22 protein-coding genes and 1 tRNA gene are annotated in these 21,043 nt (G+C 43.7%); 12 read left to right on the forward strand and 11 right to left on the reverse strand.

The window, feature by feature from the left end:
- Positions 1-223: 223 nt before the first annotated feature.
- The 5 genes from DWW52_RS17970 to DWW52_RS17990 form a co-directional block, all read right to left on the reverse strand.
- Complete coding sequence (locus tag DWW52_RS17970; RefSeq protein WP_118716975.1) at positions 224-1,564, reverse strand: MATE family efflux transporter; 1,341 nt, start codon at positions 1,562-1,564, stop codon at positions 224-226.
- Between the two features lie 361 nt (positions 1,565-1,925).
- Entirely contained in the window at positions 1,926-2,498 is a 573-nt protein-coding gene (locus DWW52_RS17975) for a DUF4240 domain-containing protein (RefSeq protein WP_118716977.1), read from the reverse strand.
- A 13-nt stretch (positions 2,499-2,511) separates the two neighbouring features.
- Entirely contained in the window at positions 2,512-3,018 is a 507-nt protein-coding gene (locus tag DWW52_RS17980) for a hypothetical protein (RefSeq protein WP_118716979.1), read from the reverse strand.
- Between the two features lie 52 nt (positions 3,019-3,070).
- Entirely contained in the window at positions 3,071-4,357 is a 1,287-nt protein-coding gene (locus DWW52_RS17985; RefSeq protein ID WP_233556977.1) for a DUF4261 domain-containing protein, read from the reverse strand.
- A gap of 15 nt (positions 4,358-4,372) precedes the next feature.
- On the reverse strand, positions 4,373-4,630 hold the full coding sequence (locus DWW52_RS17990; RefSeq protein WP_118716981.1) for an immunity 17 family protein: 258 nt from the start codon (positions 4,628-4,630) through the stop codon (positions 4,373-4,375).
- Between the two features lie 199 nt (positions 4,631-4,829).
- On the opposite strand from DWW52_RS17990, the gene DWW52_RS17995 reads away from it, so the two are divergent.
- The 4 genes from DWW52_RS17995 to DWW52_RS18010 all read left to right on the forward strand — a co-directional run bounded on the left by DWW52_RS17995 (position 4,830) and on the right by DWW52_RS18010 (position 8,740).
- Positions 4,830-5,516 carry a response regulator transcription factor gene (locus DWW52_RS17995; RefSeq protein ID WP_118716983.1) on the forward strand — a complete coding sequence of 229 codons (687 nt, stop codon included), beginning with the start codon at positions 4,830-4,832 and terminating at the stop codon, positions 5,514-5,516.
- Complete coding sequence (locus tag DWW52_RS18000) at positions 5,513-6,781, forward strand: HAMP domain-containing sensor histidine kinase (protein ID WP_118716985.1); 1,269 nt, start codon at positions 5,513-5,515, stop codon at positions 6,779-6,781. The genes DWW52_RS17995 and DWW52_RS18000 overlap by 4 nt, the downstream gene beginning before the upstream one ends.
- Before the next feature lie 213 nt (positions 6,782-6,994).
- Positions 6,995-7,831: a PepSY-like domain-containing protein gene (locus DWW52_RS18005; protein WP_233556978.1), complete on the forward strand. Its 837-nt coding sequence runs from the start codon at positions 6,995-6,997 to the stop codon at positions 7,829-7,831.
- 63 nt (positions 7,832-7,894) lie between these two features.
- Positions 7,895-8,740 (forward strand): PepSY-like domain-containing protein, encoded by an 846-nt coding sequence (locus DWW52_RS18010; protein ID WP_118716988.1) that lies wholly within the window; start codon positions 7,895-7,897, stop codon positions 8,738-8,740.
- 81 nt (positions 8,741-8,821) lie between these two features.
- Here the strand turns inward: DWW52_RS18010 and DWW52_RS18015 are convergent, their stop codons facing one another.
- The 3 genes from DWW52_RS18015 to DWW52_RS18025 form a co-directional block, all read right to left on the reverse strand.
- A complete protein-coding gene (locus DWW52_RS18015) occupies positions 8,822-10,003 on the reverse strand; it encodes a transglutaminase family protein (RefSeq protein WP_118716990.1) in 1,182 nt (393 codons plus the stop codon).
- 3 nt (positions 10,004-10,006) lie between these two features.
- A complete protein-coding gene (locus tag DWW52_RS18020; RefSeq protein WP_118716992.1) occupies positions 10,007-11,002 on the reverse strand; it encodes a dihydroorotate dehydrogenase-like protein in 996 nt (331 codons plus the stop codon).
- Between the two features lie 137 nt (positions 11,003-11,139).
- A complete protein-coding gene (locus DWW52_RS18025) occupies positions 11,140-11,817 on the reverse strand; it encodes a YggS family pyridoxal phosphate-dependent enzyme (RefSeq protein ID WP_118716994.1) in 678 nt (225 codons plus the stop codon).
- 300 nt (positions 11,818-12,117) lie between these two features.
- On the opposite strand from DWW52_RS18025, the gene truA reads away from it, so the two are divergent.
- From truA to DWW52_RS18065, 8 genes are all read left to right on the forward strand, one after another.
- Positions 12,118-12,870: a tRNA pseudouridine(38-40) synthase TruA gene (gene truA / locus DWW52_RS18030; RefSeq protein ID WP_118716996.1), complete on the forward strand. Its 753-nt coding sequence runs from the start codon at positions 12,118-12,120 to the stop codon at positions 12,868-12,870.
- 6 nt (positions 12,871-12,876) lie between these two features.
- Complete coding sequence (locus tag DWW52_RS18035) at positions 12,877-14,037, forward strand: DUF4105 domain-containing protein (RefSeq protein WP_118716998.1); 1,161 nt, start codon at positions 12,877-12,879, stop codon at positions 14,035-14,037.
- A gap of 75 nt (positions 14,038-14,112) precedes the next feature.
- Positions 14,113-14,185, forward strand: a tRNA-Phe gene (locus DWW52_RS18040).
- A gap of 147 nt (positions 14,186-14,332) precedes the next feature.
- Positions 14,333-15,367, forward strand: a complete 1,035-nt coding sequence (locus DWW52_RS18045) for a hypothetical protein (RefSeq protein ID WP_148315400.1) — start codon at positions 14,333-14,335, stop codon at positions 15,365-15,367.
- Between the two features lie 67 nt (positions 15,368-15,434).
- On the forward strand, positions 15,435-16,187 hold the full coding sequence (locus tag DWW52_RS18050; protein ID WP_118717002.1) for an isoprenylcysteine carboxylmethyltransferase family protein: 753 nt from the start codon (positions 15,435-15,437) through the stop codon (positions 16,185-16,187).
- A gap of 70 nt (positions 16,188-16,257) precedes the next feature.
- The gene (locus DWW52_RS18055; protein ID WP_118717004.1) at positions 16,258-16,674 is read left to right on the forward strand and encodes an EamA family transporter; all 417 of its coding nucleotides are present in this window, start codon (positions 16,258-16,260) and stop codon (positions 16,672-16,674) included.
- Positions 16,671-17,345, forward strand: coding sequence for a response regulator transcription factor (locus tag DWW52_RS18060; RefSeq protein ID WP_118717006.1), 675 nt, complete (start codon positions 16,671-16,673; stop codon positions 17,343-17,345). The genes DWW52_RS18055 and DWW52_RS18060 overlap by 4 nt, the downstream gene beginning before the upstream one ends.
- Positions 17,342-18,442, forward strand: coding sequence for a cell wall metabolism sensor histidine kinase WalK (locus tag DWW52_RS18065; RefSeq protein WP_118717008.1), 1,101 nt, complete (start codon positions 17,342-17,344; stop codon positions 18,440-18,442). The genes DWW52_RS18060 and DWW52_RS18065 overlap by 4 nt, the downstream gene beginning before the upstream one ends.
- Positions 18,443-18,451: 9 nt before the next feature.
- Here DWW52_RS18065 and DWW52_RS18070 read toward each other — a convergent pair whose 3' ends face one another.
- From DWW52_RS18070 to DWW52_RS18080, 3 genes are all read right to left on the reverse strand, one after another.
- Positions 18,452-18,985 (reverse strand): GNAT family N-acetyltransferase, encoded by a 534-nt coding sequence (locus DWW52_RS18070; RefSeq protein ID WP_118717010.1) that lies wholly within the window; start codon positions 18,983-18,985, stop codon positions 18,452-18,454.
- Positions 18,986-19,021: 36 nt separating this feature from the next.
- Positions 19,022-19,948, reverse strand: a complete 927-nt coding sequence (locus DWW52_RS18075; RefSeq protein ID WP_118717012.1) for a DMT family transporter — start codon at positions 19,946-19,948, stop codon at positions 19,022-19,024.
- Between the two features lie 381 nt (positions 19,949-20,329).
- On the reverse strand, positions 20,330-20,896 hold the full coding sequence (locus tag DWW52_RS18080) for a Crp/Fnr family transcriptional regulator (RefSeq protein ID WP_118717014.1): 567 nt from the start codon (positions 20,894-20,896) through the stop codon (positions 20,330-20,332).
- Between the last annotated feature and the right edge of the window lie 147 nt (positions 20,897-21,043).

The raw sequence follows: 21,043 nt of genomic DNA on the forward strand, positions 1-21,043 counted from the left end.
TAAAGCAGAATGTATCAGCTCAGGCTACCGTGAATAAAACGCCCCGCCGGGGCATAGACCTTATAAACTTTTGACTAAAGAGGATGTGTCTAACAAGTCCTTTTTCTACAAAACAACTACCCCCTCCAGCTCCCCCTTACATAGGGGGAGAGTTGATAACCAAGCGTTTCCCCCTCCCGTGTAAGGAGGGGTTAGGGATGGTAGTTCTATATAAATAGACTTACTAGACACTCTCTCGATATCGCCGTTGGGAATATCGCAGATACCATATACATATCAACAACGAAACCACGGTTGAAAGAGGCGGAGCGAATCCCATGATAAACAAAGAAGAAGGATCTATCCGGCTGAACAAATATGATAATGGGATCCGGAATAAAAAAGTAGTGATCATACTGTGTATCATCGGAAATATGGAATTACCCTGCCCGCTGAAATAGGAGTTGAAACAAAACACGAAACTGACAAGAATACAATCAATACTGTATCCCCGCATATACTCCGCCGCCATCGCCACTACCGCCGGATCCTTGGTAAAAAACGCCGTGAGTGTTTCCGGCAGAAATTGCGAGTACACGCAGAACGCAACACCAAACACAAGCGCCATCGCGATGCCGGAATAGAGACATTTATTCATCCGATCAACAAGTCCCGCACCGTAATTCTGGGCCGTCATCGTTGCCACCGCTGACGACACCGCCATCGGAGGTAACATCGCAAAGACGATAATTTTTTCCACCACTCCCAAAGACGCCGAGGCGATTACTCCCATCTGGTTGACGATAACCGTGATAATCAAAAACGAAACATTCACCAACGCATCCTGCAAAGCAATAGGCGCCCCCAAGACCAAGACTTTACGGGACAGCACGCGACTCAACCGGATATCATGCCGGGTGAATTCGAAATGAAAACCCCGCCGATACAAAAAACAAAGGGCCGTTGCGAAACTAACCCCTTGTGCCGTCACGGTAGCAACAGCGGCTCCGGTGGGTCCCATGTGAAAATACCCGATCAGTACGAAATCAAGCACGATATTAATCATACAGGCCAACGCCACGAAATAAAGCGGCGTTTTCGAATCACCCAGCCCCCGCAATATACCGCACACGACGTTATACCCCACGATAAAAAGGATTCCTATCGAGCAGATCAAAATATAACTTTTCGTGTCGGCCATAGCCTCCACGGGAGTATGCATGAGCACGGCGATCTGCCCGTGGAAAAACGTCATAACCAAGGTCAGGATCACACCGACAATAGAAAACAACCACACCGAAGAACCGATCGTTGAAGCCACTTGCCGGTTATCTTTTGCCCCGGTAGCAATGGCGATCAACACAGTTGTCCCCGTTGTAATTCCGAGAATGATTCCCGTGATCGTCTGCATCACCTGACTACCGATTGCCACGGCTGCCACGCTGGCCGAATCATCGTATTGTCCCACGACGAAGAGATCGGCTCCCCCGTAAAGAGCCTGAAGTGCATTCGCTATTAAAAAAGGTACTGCAAATTGTAACAGCACTTTCGGTACGCTTCCTTGTGTCAAATCTAACTCTTTCATAAAGTTCTATCGCTCTATTATTCCAATTTTATTAAATTCCTTTTCCCATGAATAAAAATACCGGACAAGTTGAATGATCTCTACCATTCATCTTATCCGGCACTATAATTATTATTATAATCCCCTCCGATGAGGAATTTAAATATGTTCTCTTTTTCGCGGTGCGAATTTGGGCATTGTTTTTTTCATACCCAAATTATCATGCACTTTTTTATCTGTTTTTTTAAGATTTATCGAAAGTATCATCTTTATAATCTGCCCATTACTCGCTAACATGGCCCGACATAGGCTCGTTCCATCATTCCAGCCACTCGCATGTCACGTTCTCTCCCGTCTCCACCCCGGCCAGGTTAACAGCTGATCACTCTTCACCGTCAATAACCTGAAACAGACGGGGCAACACGTCTTCAAGTTCATCCACCTCATCCCAATTCTTACTGATATGAGGGGAATAAACGATCTCTTTCAACAACTGCCTCTTTTCAAGATCATTCAGTATCAAACTCTCGTATTTCCCCCTAAATTCCCTTTCCGGACATTTAGTCACGAAAGGAGCGTTGGCAAGACAATTCAAGGCCTCCACATCATATTCCTCCTGTTCCTCGGCAGTCAGCACTTCCACGAAAGAATCCGGATCTTCCAGAGTTTTCAGGTAACATTCTTTCCCGTAGAAAACGATGACATCCAGAAAATAATCAAAAACATCCACACACTCGTCATAACTGGTACATCCCATCAATATACTGGCAAGCCCCATGATCAACCCGTAATCGGCAGCCTCTTTATAAGCATCAAACAGGATTTGAAATTTGACGATGTCCTCCACCGAGTACTGTTCCAAAGTCCCTTGAATCAAACGGATTCCCTCTCCAATTGAATTTCCTTTCGAAATCCCGGCTTGTTCTATTATTTGCCAAAAAAGGTCTTTATTCATGATCTTCCAAATATTATTTCTTTATTAAATGATTATCACACACCGAATCCCTAAAAACTATACAGTCCGAATAACGACTCCCCGGAGGGGCGTACAAAACGGTATACCCTCTCATTTTTAATGCCCCTAAATATTCGACCAGATTTTTACTCGTAAAAGTACACGTCTCAATATTATTCGATCGTAAAGGATAATTGTCAGCCGTTGGATTGGGAGAATGCAAATATAAAGCATCCGAACCGCTGTCAAACTCGTGGATGATAGCAAAAACCTGTAAAGCCCTTTCCACGTGCAGACACGCCTCGGCAAGCATTTCGTAATGACGAAACAAGGCGTCCAAATGCGCTCGACGCTCTTTCCAGTACAAATCACCGTACCCCTCCCAGTCAAAATGAAGATGAGCGTAATTGAACCAATCATCTGCATCGTGAACATAAGTCAACCAATTCTCACCGGACGAAAACTCGTTGAGCCGCTCCAATTTCCGGTAATATTTTCTTAATCCTCTTCTCTTCTTCATTCTTTGTTATCGTATTCACGCAATAAATCCGGTTAACCGAGTTCCTTGAATGCTAACACGTGATTTTCAAACTCATTCCTTCAACGGAAATCCCCTCGGTACGTGCTATCGGCAACTTCTGTTCTTCGCTGAAACCGATCGTTTCACCATCCCGCAAAGTCACCCCCGACCCGATAACATAACAAGCAATCTCAAACATGAATCCCTGCAAGTCGCTCAACTCTTGTTTGCTTCCCAATATCTCCATTTCATCCTTCCCGAAAGCCGTCATACCATACGTATACACGTTGTTCCCCTCCTCATTCTGGTATAATCCCACGTAAACCCAATCGAGTAGCGGCAAAGCCTCCTCGTCCTCTCGCATCATATCTGCCACCTCGATATAAAATTCAGGCTGGAACACCGTTCCCGACGTATAAACACCAATCGCATTGGGCTGCTTCAAACAAGCGGCAACCACTTTCACGTATAACTTACCCGCTTCCACCGGGGTCAATTCACGAGGTAAAACAGCTACCAACAAGTGCGCTTTATGCGTTTTCGTGATTTCTACCGCTTCGGGCCACATATAATTCGTTCCGGCAAAATACTCTGCTTCATTATCCGGTACTTTCACCGGCATAAGACTAATTGCCACGAGTGTATCCCCGACATAAAATACTTTTGTCGTCCCCTCCTCGTCGGGATCATAATTAACTTGTTCCCCCGGAGCCTCTGTTGACACGATGCCCCAATCCTCCTTCAAGTCATACATGATCCTCTCCATATCAACATTTACCGTATTCAACAACACGGATCCGCAAAACGTTCCGCCCCTTCTTTCCCCGTTTTCTGTATCCCCGTTATTCAAGTCTATTCCCGTGACCTCGGCAAAAGACAAAGCGTTAGACATATCTTCAATCAACGAAACGAATTCTTTATCACCCGATGTTAACTCCAACCCTTTTCTCGCCGCCTGTAATGCCTCCTCGGTCTTTTCTTTGCCATATAGCAATTTACTGTACACCAACCACCCCCAAGGATAATCAGCCTCTACCCGTGTCGCGTTCTTGGCATACGGCAACGCGTCATCCAACTTCATCTGATGCATCAACGCTACAGCCAACCGATAATTCCACACCCCACTCATGCACCCTTGCTCCTCCACTTTACGCAACCACTCCTCTGCATCTTCATACATTTCCTGATTCAAATAAGCATAAGCGATACTTAACACCGCCTCATAATATTGTCCAGGAGTTTCTAGTTCCGGGAGTACTTCAATGATTGCATCGTAATCCTCCTCCTCAGCCCAATCCCTGATTTGTTGCATCAATGCTTCAATACCTGAATATTCCATATCATATCATTTAAATTATTGCCTCATCAGAAAAAACAACACGAACCCACAAGCTATAATACAAACAGAGATTAGTATCATCCCGACACGATACCCCTTCTCTCCCCATATATGTCCTAACCGATAAAGAGACCCGAACGGACGGGTTCCCTGCATCTGCAGCACCCATTCCCATCTCCGAATCGCACCAATCAGCAAAATAACTCCCACCCCGACAAACAGCCACGCCACGCAATCTGCCGGGATATTTGAAAATATATCTTTATCCTTCATACACCACTTCTTTACATCGCAGCAAATATAGGAGAATTATTCAGATGTGGTACTAATAGAGACCTCGAATATCATTAGGTACTAATTTTTCCGAACATTTCTTTTTACAGTATATGATTTGAATTGAGATATAGGTTTGTTATTCCAGATTCTTTCCAGAATAAATTCCTATTTTTGCGTAGTAGAAAATTAATATGCCATGAAAATACTAATCATTGAAGACGAAAAAGACTTGCGAGAAGTGATGACCCGATCACTCGAAAAGGAACGTTTTGTCGTGGAAACGGCTGTCGATTACCCATCAGCACTACAAAAAATCAATGATTACGACTACGACTGTATCCTATTGGATATCATGCTCCCCGGAGGAAGTGGACTTTCCATCCTGGAAGAACTGAAAAAATTACGCAAGCGGGAAAGCGTGATCATTGTGTCGGCAAAAGATTCTATCGAAGACAAAGTAACCGGCTTGGATTTAGGTGCCGACGATTACCTGGCAAAACCCTTCCACCTGGCAGAACTACATGCCCGGGTTAAATCGGTTATCCGGCGTCACCAAAGCGACGGGGACATTAAAATCGAAATCGAAAACCTCATCGTCTATCCCGACAATCACACCGTGTTCATCAACGGTGAAGAATTAAAACTCAACCGTAAGGAGTTCGATTTACTCTACTATTTCGTGACCAATCCCAACCGGTTGATCAATAAAACCACTCTTGCCGAATCGGTATGGGGCGACAATATCGACCAGGCCGACAGTCTGGATTTTATCTACTCGCAGGTCAAGAACCTGCGCAAGAAAATGAAAACCGCCGAAGCCATACCGGAAATAAAAGCCGTGTACGGGTTCGGGTATAAATTAATGACGATACCCGAAGCATGAAACTCATCCACCACACGCTAAGCAAACTCTCGATCGTGATGATCATTATCCTCTCGATATGGGCGGGCTTTTTCTATTTTAGCATACTGGACGAGATTCTGGATGAAACGGATGATAGTCTCGAAAACTATAAAAACCTTATCATCCAACAAGTGCTAAGGGACACGGCTGCCCTTGACAATCACAACGATTTGATGAGTCAATACTTCATCAAAGAGATTTCCGAACCCCAGGCAGTCCGTTACAAGGAAAGATATTTCGACTCCACCCGTTTCTACGAAACAGAATACGAATTTGACCCCGTACGGGTATTAAAAACCGCCTTCCGGGGACAGGACAAAAAGTTTTACGAATTAACCGTCATGATCTCCACGTTGGAACAGGATGATATGATCGAAGCCATGTTGCAATGGATCGTGATTCTATATTTTACCTTATTAATCTGTATCCTGATAGTCTCGGAAATTGTCTTCAAAAAAAGCCTGGCCCCTTTTTATAAACTTTTGAACTGGTTAAATGATTTCACTCTGGGCGGAAAGAATCCCCCGTTAGAGAACCCCACGAAGGTAAAAGAATTTCGCAAGCTCAATGAAACCATTCTTAAGATGACTCGACGGAACGAGGAACTGTATTCCCAACAGAAACAATTCATAGAAAACGCTTCTCATGAACTCCAAACCCCGTTAGCCATTTGTCGGAATAAACTGGAATTACTGGCCGAACGACCGGATTGCTCGGAAGAACAATTACAAGAAATAGAGGATATCCACCGAAACTTGGGCCGTATCGTGAAACTCAACAAATCACTGCTTCTCCTTTCCCGCATCGAGAACGGTCAATTCCATGAGGTGAAAGAAATTGAACTCAACCCGATCATCAAAGAACTGGTCGAAGACTTTCAAGAAATATACGAGCATAAAAACCTGCAAATCGAGGTAGAAGAAACAGCCGTATGTAAAGTACGCATGAACGAATCACTGGCCAATATACTGGTCACGAACTTGCTGAAAAATGCCATGATACACACACCCAACGAGGGAAGCATCACTATTCGCATACAATCCGCCGGGATCTCGTTCACTAACAGCACGGACGGACTCACTCTTGACCAGAATCGTCTTTTCACCCGTTTCTATCAAGCCGACAATAAAAAAAGCGAATCCACCGGTCTCGGACTCGCCATCGTTCAAAGTATCACGAAACTCTATAACTTTCGTATCACCTACTCTTTCGACGGGAAACATCACTTTAATTTACGATTTTAAATTGAAGAATTCAGTGCTTGGGAGATTTCCACCCACAAGCCCACCGTTTCTTATTCACCGAATCACGAAATCCGAAATCTCACAATCTTTATTTTTCAATTTGAAATTTAAAATCTAAAATTTAAAATTCCAAGATCTTTCCAAAATCCCCCCTTTACTTTGTACTCAGAAATTGAAACAAAGAATAAATAAGAACACTAAAATTGATAAGCAATGAAAACAAGAATGACCATTTTCGCCTCTTTATTGTTAGCAAGTTTTGCTTTTACAGGCTGTGATGATGACAATGACGACAACTACACCCCGGATGAAAAAATCGTGAACGTATTGCAGGAAAAATACCCGAACGCACAACGAGTTGAATGGGAATTAAAATACGATCATTACGTGGCAGACTTCTATCTGGACAACATCGAGAAAGAAGCATGGATCAATGCCAAAGGAGAATGGGTGATGACCGAAAGCGACATCCTTTTCAATGATCTACCGCAAGCCATACAAACCTCATTCAACGAGTCGGAATACAAAGATTGGAGAATTGACGACGTGGACATGCTCGAAAGAGTTGAACTCGAAACCGTATACGTGATTGAAGTCGAAAAAGGCAAACAAGAATTTGACTTGTATTATGCAGAAGACGGAACTCTCGTGAAAACAATCGAAGACACGGATAATGACGATAATCACCATCCCGTAACCGTTCCCGAAGTTTTGAAAACCGCGATCAACACCCAATACCCGGGGGCCGTGATCTTGGAAATCGAGGTTGAAAAAGGAATCACCGAAATTGATATCAAGCACGAAAACATCGTGAAAGAAGTACACTTCAACAGTTCCAATGAATGGTTATATACCTCTTGGGACGTGAAACGTAAAGATGTCCCTGCAAACGTGATGAGCACGATTATCCGGGATTATGCCACTTATGAAATTGATGACATCGACTACAAAGAAAGCGCAGACGGAAGCAAACTATATATCTTCGAATTGGAACAAGGAAACGACGAGATTCACGTGAAAATTGATACTGAAGGAAACGTTGTAAAATAAAACTAAACAGGAAACCTTTGAACAACAACAACGTAAAAGAACGGAGATAATAAAAACTAAACTATGAAAACAACATTAATTACCGCATTAATCTTGCTTACGACCATGTTTGCGTTCAGCAGCTGCAAAAGTGACGGGTATACCCCGGCAAAAAACGTCGTGAGTGCTTTTAAAGCCAAATATCCATCGGCAAAACGAGTAGAATGGGAAGTGAAGAGTACATATCAAGTTGCCGAATTTTATATCGGGACCACGGAAGCAGAAGCCTGGTTTGATAATAACGGCAAATGGGTAATGACCGAAAGCGATATCAAGTATAATTCCCTCCCCGTGGTGATTCGTAACAGTTTCGAATCCGGAGAATACGCCAAATGGAAAGTAGAAGACGTTGACAAACTGGAAAGAGCCGGAATGGAAACCCTTTACATCATTGAAGCGGAACTCGGAGAACAAGAAATTGACCTTCATTACCTAGAAAACGGTACACTAGTAAAAACCATAATGGATAAAGACAACAAAGGGTATCTTCCCGAAACCACACCTCAAACAGCCTTGCAATTTATTCAGCAAAAATACCCACAAGCCAGAGTAGTGGAAGTGGATCAGGAAAAAGGACTGCTGAAAATAGACATTATGGACAGCCAGATCATGAAAGAAGTTGTTTTTAACCACAATAACGAATGGGTCGTAACCACGTGGGAAGTTCGGCAAAATAACGTTCCGGCAAACGTGATGAACGTGTTGAGAAGTTCCGCTTACGCCAACTACCGGATTGATGACATTGATTACGAGGAAAGAGCTGACGGCACGAACGTGTATATCTTCGAAATGGAACAAGGTAACAAAGAAGTTTATGTCACCATAAACGCCAACACCCTTGAAGTTGTATCCACCACCCCAAAAAACTAACCCGTTACTTGTTACTTGATTTATAACTTGTAACCTGTAAACTTGTAACAAAAAGCGGCGAAAATTTCGCCGCTTTTTATACTATAAATGTAATTTTACCTCTACCGGCTTCTCTTTTACTTTCACCTCTTCTCCTACCCACTTGCCTTCTTTATTAAAATAGTTTATGGTATACACCTTATTTTTCTCAACCACAAACTCCAAAACGTCATTCATATCTTGAGTCGGCCCGGACGTACGTCCACCGCCTATTTGATCTTTACCGCAAAAAATATCAACATTAGCAGCAACCCGATCATCCGACTTACGCGTATTACGTTTATCCTTAAACATCATTACTTTCATAACCACGTGATTCCCATCCTGTAACTTGGATTGATTTACTTGATTGTAAATATCCAGATAACGTTGGGTCACATTAATAGCCGGAACATAATCAATATTATAATCCCAAACTAACGGAAAACTTTCCCCTGTCGGCTTGAAAGAGGAGGCCCAGATCGCATGCATCCGGTCATTCGGATCTGCTTTTCCGGCATCAGCCAAGAACCAAGAACGATCCAATTCGTTCGGGTAATACTCTGTAAAACACCATCTTCCATTCAACCAAACCTCACACCAGTTATGGTTTCCGCGGTTATCATGCCAGTTAGCCGTTCCGGCGATACGGGAAGGAATCCCCACGGACCTCAAAGCATCCGTCAACAAAATCGACAACCCGCTGCATGAAGCCATACCCTGACGAATAGACTCGGAAGGATTCTGATCCGGTTTCTCGCGAGCCGTGTTATAATCCACTTTCACCTCATCTCGGATATTTTTATTCACCGCTTTAATGGCTTCCTCCAACGTCTTGCAATTCTCCACGTAAGGAGCAAACCGTTTGTAGAAATCGGCACGCCATTGATCTCTCTCCTCGTTCAGTGAAGCGTAAGGCAACACATCATTCAAAAAAATAGAATCCGGCACGCTCTTCGCCCAGGCAAAACGATTACGAGCCTCGTAAGCCAATTTCACGTTCGACAATAAATCGTCCCCTTTCATGGATTTCAAATCCCGGTCGGGCATGTAAGAAATCAGAAACGCCACCCCTTCCTTCATTTCAGGAGTCGCACTCTCTAACGCTTTTGCCAGTTCCGGCTGATTTGTTCCAGACTTTTCTAAAGCTTTGTCCAACAAAGCATGGTATTTTTCCGGTACCCCCGGGTACTTTGCACAAGCAAAGCACATGCAACACAACAACAAGATAAATGTACTTCTCATAAATTATATTTGTTTATTACTAAAGTATTTCATAAACTGGGCCCTCTCGTAGAGATCCGGATTCTCGATCGACGAGTAGGAAAGCATTCCCCGGTAATCCTCAACCGTGTTAAACGCCTTGGAATCCATCCATTTCCCGATAAAATCGTTAATATCCTCGATCACGTGAATTCCTCTTTCATAAAGCACAGAACATACCTGAACCGTCGTGGCCCCCGCCAATAATAATTTAACAGCAGCTTCCCCGCTATGTACCCCAGTTGAAGCAGATATCTCCAATCTTTTGTCTTTCCCAGCCAAGATGCCCGTCCATCGTAACGTGGTTCTCAACTCCGTAGCCGTGCTGAACACGGAAGCAGCTCCCATTTCCAACGTGTTGATATTAATATCCGGTTCGTAAAAACGATTAAAGATCGTGGTCGCATTCGCCCCGTAAGCCTTGATCTTATCCACGAAAGCCGAAAGATTCGTGAAATAATGGCTGATCTTAACAGCAACAGGAATCTTTATCTGGCCTTTGATCGACTTCACAATATCGAAGTACACGTTTTCAACCTCCACGCTCTCTTTAAACTGATTTACCGGTAAAATGAAAACGTTCAACTCCAATGCATCTGCTCCAGCCTCTTCCAATTGACGGGCAAAAGTCACCCATTCTCCCCCGCTAAAGCAATTCACACTGGCAATCACGGGAATTGTCAAACGACTTTTAGCATCACGCACCAGATCCACGTATTTCTGAATCGTATTGGAACGGATATACGTCTTGATGTAATCCTCTGCTTCCGGGTATGCATCACTCATCCCATAACCAGCCTTGAACACGCCGGAGGTCTCCTCGTTTATCTGCTCCTCGAAAATAGACTTCAACACCACGGCTCCCACTCCCGCTTTTTCCATTTCCACCATTTTATTCACGTCAGACGTTAAACCACAACTCCCCGCGATAATCGGACTCCGTAATTCCAGTCCCATGTATTTTGTCTTTAAGCTCGCCATAATGATTTATTTTAATAGTTAATGTTCTTTCAATTTTTATGAAAAAAATCCCATACTTCAACAACACAAGTTATTGTAAACAAAGCGCCCCACGAAAGTTCACAGCCCTTACGGACTTTATAAACCCTTTTCCTCTTTTAGTTCATATAGTTTCTTGCCCCGAATATCGAACTTCCCACACGAACCATCGTACTCCCCTCTTCGACGGCAATCATGTAGTCCCCGGACATTCCCATTGACAACTCCTTGAACTCAGGCTTCCCAGCAAAATAAGATTCCTTCAACTCGTCAAAGATAACCTTCAAATGATGAAATTCCTGTCTGATTTGAGTCTCATCATCCGTGTTTGTTGCCATCCCCATCACACCCACGATCTGCACGTTTTTCATGTTCTTGTACTCCTCGCTATCCAAAAGAGCCTTAGCCTCCTTCATATCCAACCCGAATTTAGTCTCCTCGCTAGCAACATAAAATTGCAACAAACAAGGAATTATCCGGTTATGTTTCTTTCCCTCTTTATCTATCGTTTCCAACAACTTCAAACTCTCCACGCCATGAATCAACGACACGAAAGCCGAAATATACTTCACCTTATTCGTCTGTAAATGACCAATCATGTGCCACTCTATATCCTTAGGAAGTACCTCGTATTTCTCAGCCAATTCCTGCGCACGATTCTCCCCGAACACTCGTTGTCCACCTTCATACGCTTCTTCGATTGCCTCTACCGGCTTCGTTTTTGATACAGCCACCAATTTTACCCTTTCCGGTAAACTCTCGGCTATTCTCTTCAAGTTTTCTACAATACTGCTCATTCCTTTTCAACATTTAACATGTCCTCGAAAAACTACGGACTTACAAATATAGCGTAAAATCATCACATAATATCAGTGTAAAGCCGTTAAAAAATCAACAGCTTCACACTGACAGTTACAAATTATGCCTCCGGCATTGCAGGCAACAAGTTCCCAAGATTACATTTTACAGGAAAGTTAATCCCACAACCTGTAATTTACTAACCTGCAACAGCTGAAGGATAATAAGCGTTAAAAACGTTTACAATCCTGACACTATCAAGGATTTTTGTTAATTTTGAATTTTGAAAAAGCGAAATCATGCACAGGTATTTTATAGAACTAGCATATAACGGAAGCGAATACAACGGTTGGCAAATACAACCCAATGCACCTTCCGTTCAGGAAGATATCAACAAGGCCCTTACCCTCCTGCTGAAACAGGAAATTAACGTAACCGGGGCCGGACGTACAGACACGGGTGTGCATGCCTCATTCTTTGTAGCCCACTTTGATTCTAACATTGAAATCCCTAACACTAAAGCTCTGATCGACAAACTCAACCGCTTTCTAGGAAAAAATATAGCGATCAAAGACATCTACCCTGTCGTGCCCGATGCACACGCTCGCTTTTCCGCGATATCACGCACGTACAAATACTATATAAACAAAACGAAAAATCCTTTCACCTATCCGTTTGCCTACCGACCGCATCCGTTACCGGATACCCGGTTGATGAACGAAGCCTGCGAACTCCTGCTTCAATACGAGGATTTCACCAGCTTCTCGAAACTGCACACAGACGTGAAAACAAATATCTGTCACCTAATGGAAGCCGGGTGGGAAGAAACCGGAGAGCAACTCGTGTTTACCATAAAAGCCGATCGTTTCCTACGGAACATGGTCCGCGCAATCGTAGGTACATTATTGGACATTGGCCAAAAACGTATCACGCTGGAACAATTCCAACAAATCATTGAAAGTAAAGATCGTTGTAAAGCGGGCACATCCGTCCCCGGGAATGCCTTATTTCTCTGTAACATCGAGTATCCGCCATGTAAATTATTAAAATAGAAACTCATGAAAATAAAATTATACCTCATATCCGTGTTATTTCTGTTTTTATTCTCGTTGACGACCTCAGCTTCATCCATCAAGCTGTCAAAAGATGCCACAATTAGCATCCTAACCTGCTCCCCAGGCAACGAGCTTTATTCCCTTTTCGGGCACACGGGTATCCGGGTTATCGACAAGGCAAACAATTTGGATATTGTTTTCAACTACGGGACATTCGACTTTCAAACCCAGGGATTCTACTTGAAATTCGCGCAAGGCCTGCTTCCTTACCAGCTATCCTGTTCCGAATTCCGTCGTTTTCTAGCTTCATATATATATGACGAGCGCAGCGTGTATTCCCAAACATTGAATCTCGATTCGATCCAAAAACAATACCTCATGGATCTCCTCCTAGAAAATTACGAACCGGCCAACCGGGAATACCTCTACAATTTTCTTTACGACAACTGTTCTACCCGGGTAAGAGACATCATCGAGAAGAGTACCGGTAACCGCGTCACGTGGACGGCTCAACCCTCCACGAAAAGCTTCTGGAACCTGCTGGACGAATATCTAGGCCGTGCCCCGTGGACACAATGGGGTATCCACACGATCCTCGGTTCCCCGGCAACTTCAACCGCAACCATTCGGGAACAAATGTTCCTTCCCGATTACCTCATGTATCATCTGGACTCGGCTTCATACAATCAAACTCCACTTGCGCAGCCAATCGAAACGATTTACGAGGCCCCCGAACAAAATCTTTCAAATCCTTGGTATCTTTCCCCGTTTTTCGTTTTCACTATTTGTACGCTAGCTCTAATCCTTTTCTTGCAAAAAGTCAGAAGTCGGCGCCTATTAAAAGCAATCGCCATTCCATTTTTTATCGTCACGGGGATTATCGGTTGTCTCATCGTTTTTCTTTGTTTCTTCACCCAACATCCCACGATGTTCCCCAACTTTAACGCACTTTGGGCAAACCCGTTAAACCTCATCGTGGCCTTCTTCCTCGGGAAAAGACCCCTCCCCTGGATCATCAATAAATACTTGTTCCTGTACCTCTATCTTCTGATCATCGGTTTTCTACTCTGGTTCCTCTTCGTCCCAGCAGTCCCCTACACCTCCATGATCATCATGGTATGGATGATGTACCTCTGCATTCGTCTTCGACAAAGAGAGAAATAATATTTTCCATTTTCTTTATCCCAGCCCTTGCAGATTTAAATAAAACCTCTATATTTGCACTCGCAATTCAGCAATGGTACCATAGCTCAGTTGGTAGAGCAAAGGACTGAAAATCCTTGTGTCCCCGGTTCGATTCCTGGTGGTACCACTGAAAACAAGAGAGTTACAATAGTAACTCTCTTTTCTTTTTACTTGTCAAGCTTGACATGTCAAGCCCAAAGTTAAACCAAAATTGAGAATGAACGCTGATATTAGTAATCATTTTATACCTTTACATCAATTAATTCCACGTGTTATGAAAAAATCAGGCATTCTCATTTGCATATTCTTCCTCGTAACGATCCACTTCGGAAATTCCAGTTGCTCACACCAGACCACAAATAAATTACAGATTACCACGTCCAATGTTACGATCAATATAGACACCATTTACGTGAACACCTATGGGATATTGGGTAATAGCATTAAAATTAAAGATAAATACTACACCATATTCCGCATATTCGACCGGAATTCCACTCTTAATAAAGACAAATTTATCATCCTTGATACAAAAGGTAAGATTCTCCACCAAATGGATGTCCCGGAAGATATAAAAAACACGTACAACTACTCGCTAAAAATTCATAACGACAGTTTGATTGCCTATATTAAGTTCTACAACAAAATGATATACTTCAATGAAGACAGTCTGAAATGGCAAAATATCAAGACGCTAGACCTCCCGTTTTATGAAGATAAAGAATACATCGTTACCGTCAACGACATGGGAGAATTCGGCAGTACTGTCTTTTTTAAAAATAAACGTACAGGCTTGAAATACGAAGGATTCTCCCACCCTCTTGTGATAAACAAATATCACAACCAATACTACATCACGAACTATCTTCCACATGACTACGGCTTTTGTAGTATCGTAAAGATTAATGACCCGCAACAAATGAAAGTTAGCACAAAAGATGAGAAATCTTTTGATTTTAAAAACTGCTCCCGCAAAGGAATGGAAAAATTGCTAGACACTACTGGATTCTACATACCAGTATCTTTTATTCATCGAGATAAACTATTTCACCTGCATTCCGACAGGAACAACACCTACATTGCAACATTCATAAATAAAAAACTCACGAACATATTTACTCTACCGGGATATACCAATATCACTTATCAACAGAAACTTCCCGATCAATCTCAATTTGCTACATTTGTAACAGATAACGAAAAAATACACGGGTTTATCGAAACCACACCCCAGGCAATCAACATCCGTTATGTTATCACCAACGGAAACTCCGGTTACGACTATAACGAGGAATCCCTGTTTTTTTAAAGAATCCCGAATCTTCAAAATTTCTACAAAATCGGTATTTATTCTTGTAGCACAAAAAATAAATATTATGGCTTTACAAGAAGAATTTGAATTACAAGGGAATTGGCTATTTAGGTACAGGAGTATATTACCTGTCAGCATCTTATGCGTGGGAACGATAATCTATATTCACACGATCCATACCCCGGGGGAATTGTTTATTAACATCGCCCCCTATTGGAAGTACTACGAAAACGCATGTTTGTTTGTCAGTCTTACAGGACTTTTCATTAGAATAATCACCGTTGGATATACACCGGTTAGAACTTCAGGAAGAAACACGAGAACACAGGTAGCGGACAGTTTAAACCGGACCGGAATTTATTCTATCGTGAGACACCCGCTTTACCTGGGCAATTTTCTGATGTGGTTGGGAGTCTCGTTACTTACTTGTAACCTGGGATTTATATTCATTTCCATACTAGCTTACTGGCTTTATTACGAGCGCATCATGTACGCGGAAGAACAATTCCTACGTGCCAAATTTGGGGTCGCCTACATAAATTGGGCCGAGAGGACGCCAGCTATTCTACCCGACTTCAGGTCGTTTGTCAATTCGCCCCTATCCTTTTCCTGGAAGAAAGTACTGAAAAAAGAGAAGAACGGATTCTTCGCTTTATGCCTTATATTCATGATTTTCGATTGTATTAAAGTATATCTGGAAGAAACGTCACAATATAACTATCTCCTGATAATATCAGGAATAACGGGGGGAATCATCTACTGTATCTTAAAGTACCTGAAGAAACGAACCTGCCTGTTGAACGAGCGAGGACGTTAATTTTCGAGATTACCGGATAACGATATGATATTTAATACGTAATTTTGCAATAACCTAACCGCAATAAATTATGTGGAAATACTATGCACTTTTATCGGCAATCTTCGCGGCATTGACAGCCATCTTTGCTAAGATCGGAGTAAAAAACATTAATTCTGATTTAGCCACGGCGATCCGCACCTTTATTATTTTACTAATAACCTGGGGAATCGTATTTTTCGGTAATCACACCGGAGAAATAAAAGATATCAACCGTCACACGTGGCTTTTCCTGATCCTGTCCGGAATAGCCACCGGGTTATCCTGGCTCTTTTATTTCAAGGCATTGCAAACCGGCGACGTGTCCCGTGTTGCCCCTATCGACAAATTGAGTGTAGTTATCACCATATTCCTCTCCTTCATCTTGCTGAAAGAACCCGTGAGCCCGAGAGTTATCATCGGGGGCTTGCTCATTGCGAGTGGAAGTATTATAATGATCATGAAATGAAACTATTAATTATTGAAGACCAGCGGGAACTCTCGAACAGTATTGTAACCTTCCTCCACTCGGAAAGTTACTTGTGCGAGCAGGCTTTCAGTTTTGACGAAGCCATGGAAAAAGCCAGCTTGTACACCTACGACTGTATTCTACTGGACCTGATGTTACCGGGAGGCAACGGGTTGGATATCCTACGTGCCATCAAGCAACAAAACAATCCGGCCGGGGTTATCATTATCTCGGCCAAAGACTCCCTGGATGATAAAGTCAACGGCATAAAAATAGGCGCGGACGATTACCTGCCCAAACCCTTTCATTTAACCGAGTTGAGCATACGCGTCTACGCCCTGATTCGTCGTCGGCAATTTTCAAGTAATAACACGCTGCGCAGCAACAACATTCATATCGACTTGCTAAGCAAAGAAGTTCGTGTTAATGAACGGGTTATCGTACTCACGAAAACAGAATATGACCTTCTGCTCTTTTTCATTGGCAACCGCAACCGGGTTATTTCCAAGAGTGCCATGGCAGAACACCTGAGCGGGGACATGGCTGACATGCTGGCCAATCAAGATTTTGTCTACACGCACATAAAAAACCTCAAAGCTAAACTAGCTGACGCCGGTGCTGAAGATTGTATTAAAAACATTTACGGAACCGGTTACAAATGGGTAGAATGAAAAGTCTTCTTCACAAGACGATGTTCCAACTCGCGATTTATATCATCGTCATCATGCTTCTTGTCACCCCCCTGTTCTATTTGCTGACCAAGCATTATTATGCGGAAGACATGATTGATATCATCGAGGCCGCACAACAAAACCTGCCCCTGCCCGAACTTGACCTAGAAGAGGATATCATGCAAGGCGTGATGATTCAATTCGCCCTGATCAGTTGCGTGTTAGGAGGAGCCATCATTCTTGTCACACGCTTTATATCCAAACGTTTGTGGGAACCTTATGAAAAAACACTCCAGCAATTGGAGGAATTCCGTTTAGAAAACGGAATTATTCCCCCGCTCGCGAAAAGCGATATCAAGGAATTCACGCGCCTAAACCTAGCTTTGAACCGGTTAATGGAAAACAGCCTGAAAAGCTACCAGACACAAAAGGAGTTTACCGAAAACGCTTCGCACGAACTTCAAACTCCCCTCGCAGTATTTCAGAGTAAACTGGATCTTTTGTTACAACAACCCGACCTGACAGAACAGCAAGCCGACATCGTTCAAAGCCTCTACGAGGCAACCAACCGTTTGTCCCGTCTGAACAGAAACCTGTTACTGCTTGCCCGTATCGACAATAACCAGTATAAACACGTGGTACAGCTTGACGCGGTAAAAATCTTAAAAGATATATTACCTACCATGGAAAGACTCGTGGAAAGGATAACCATACACGCGAACTTAAGTTCTACCCCTATTCTCGTGCAGGCCAATCATTCGTTACTAGAAAGTCTGATCAACAACCTGATTGTAAATGCAATCCGCCACAACACGACAAGCGGTAAAATATTCATTTCCATGCGTGAGCGTCAACTGGACGTTGCCAACACGTCAACCGAAGGACCACTTGATGAACACTTACTGTTCAACCGATTCTACCGTCCGTCCGAAAAAGTAAAGGGAAACGGGTTAGGATTAGCCATAGCGAAGGCCATTTGCGAATACCACGGCTGGCAAATACACTACACGTATAAAGAAGGTTTACACCTATTTACCGTACATTTCGACATACAAACCGCCTTTCCCCGTTCCGAACATAAACCCGATAACCTGTAAAAACGGATATTACTTCTTGTAATGATCCCGGTAAATCACCTGCTTGATGCGTTCCGTGAACTCTCGCAGGCGCTCCGGCTGCCCGTTGCCCATGATCCACAGCAACCCGGCATCCTTATCCTCCCGGTAAGAGGGTTGGATAAACGTAGTATCCAGAATCTCGTAACCGTTCCGCTTGTAGTAATTCACCCGGCGGGTCGTCATTTCATCCGTGGCTGGTTCCACTTCCAACAGGCGCGGGCCGTCAAGATGTAGCGCAATATAATCCAGCACTTGCTGCCCGATCCTCAGGTTGCGCATGGATTCAAAGACGGCCAGATGTTCCATGTAATAGAAATCCTTCAAATCCCAGTAAATAAACAACCCGGCCAGTTCCCCGTCACACTCGATAGCGTTGAAATACATCTCCGGTTTCTCCCGGATCATCCGTTTCAACTCGTCAATATCCCTTCTCTCCTCCAGCGGGAAAGCGGCTTTATATAACGGGATCAGTCGTTCCAACCGATCATCATCAGACTTTGTTATTCGAATCAAATTCATCATATCATTCACATTTTGAATGTTCGACAATCATTATATTTATCCCCGTCTATTCAACAAAAAAGCCGGGATCAAACGTTTCACCGGAAAATGTCCGGGGTGATTAGACAAGATCACGATAAACACGGCTACCAGCACGACACCGACACCGCATACCTGACCGACACCGAAACGCTCGCCCAAGAACAGCACCCCCATACTCACCGCCGTCAAAGGCTCCATGCACCCCAGAATAGCGGCCGTGGTCGATCCCACGTGTTGTATTGCCAGTATCAACGTCAAATCGGATACCAGAGTTGCGAGCAAGGCCAACAAAAAGATATACACGGCAACATTCAGGCTGGGCATCATATCCAGCCCCTGCCCTTTCACCAGAATATTCCCCCAAAAGATCACTGCGCAGACAAGCAACATGTAAAACGTCATCTTCAACCCCTCCATATCCCGGATGCACGACTTGTTCACCCCGACAATATAAATGGCGTAAGTGGCAACGGTCGACAAGACCATGACAAGCCCCTTGAAACTGATCGTCCCCTGTCCCTCGCCACTACTCAAAAGATAGACCCCCAAGATAGCCAACGTCGTGGCAACAATAACGGGTAGAGATATCTTATCCTTGAAAAAGGCGATCATGATGACCGTGACCAGAACCGGGTACAGGAAATGAATCGTTGTCGCTACCCCGCTCGGTATATACAAATAAGAAGCCGTCAGGAACAATGCCGTTGATGCGTAAGCCGCACCCAACACGAACAAAGTCCCCAATTCTTTCAACGAGACCCGGAAATTCTCCCGCCGCACTAACAAATAAATCCCCACTACCACCGCCGAGATCGCGAAACGATAAAACAATAACGAATCCAACCCGACCCCTTCCTTCAACGCCGGGATAGCGAATAGAGGGATCAACCCGAACGTGGACGAAGAGATCATGGCCAATAGCACACCTTTCAACTGCCGCATATTCTTTCCTTTTTAAAATTAACGGTCACAAAGGTCTATAAAATTCCCGACTTTTCAATTTACACATGTTAAAAAGGAGTTGCCTTCGGCAAGTTACAGGTTACTATCACCCCCCGACCCCTCCCATGAGAGGAGATGCGCGCAAGGAGATGCTTCAACCTAGTACCACGGCATACTCTCCCCCCCCGTGCAAGGGGGGGAGCCGGAGGGGGTAGATTGAAAGCTAAGAGTTTAAAACTAAAAGCTAAAAGTGAATAGATTCAGTGAATCTAAAAGACATCAGCCTTGCGGGGGGAATCACTTCATCCGAAATCACTAAATTACAACATCATCCTGCCCTCGCGCAGCCGAAATCTTCAATCTAAAATTTAAAATCTAAAATTATTGCACTCCCGCCCTGATCCGGCTCAAAGAAACCTGTGAAATGCCGAGAAAAGAAGCGATATGCTTCAAGGGTACTTTCCTGAATATCTCCGGTTCCCGTTCGAGTAGCAGGTTATAGCGTTCGTTGGCGGACCTGTAATAGCGTTCCATAAACAGCCTCTCCAGTTTCAATATCACCCCGTCCGACATCCGGCGGCCCCAGTTCGCCAGCTCCGTGTTGGAATCAAACAACCGGTTCAGCGTCTCGTTCGAAATCTTCAACAGGTCGCAATCTTCCATCAGTTCCACGTTCTCGTACCCCGCGGTAGCGAACATATACCCGTTCATGGACACGAGCGACATCCCCTCGGAGGCGAACCAGATCGTGATATCCCGGCCTTCCCTGAAAATAAATCCTCGCGCAAACCCACTGATCACGAAATAAGTATACTTCGCGACGGTTCCCTCCCGCATAATCATCGTACGTCTAGGCAGTACCACCCGTTCCGTGTGGTCTATCAATAGTTGAATAGCTTCATCCGACAAAGGATACGCCTCCCTGATTTTTTGTATAAATGTTTCCATGCTCAAACTTTTCGGCAAAGGTAGCGTAATTAGAGAATAAACAAATTGATTTTATCTCGATGAATTATAATATTTCTATAAAAGAAACAATATTCCAGATTTCAGATTCACATTTTGGTACACCTTTTGCCTATAAAGTGTCAACAT

Source organism: Odoribacter sp. AF15-53, assembly GCF_003479425.1.
In the GTDB taxonomy this organism is placed as follows: domain Bacteria; phylum Bacteroidota; class Bacteroidia; order Bacteroidales; family Marinifilaceae; genus Butyricimonas.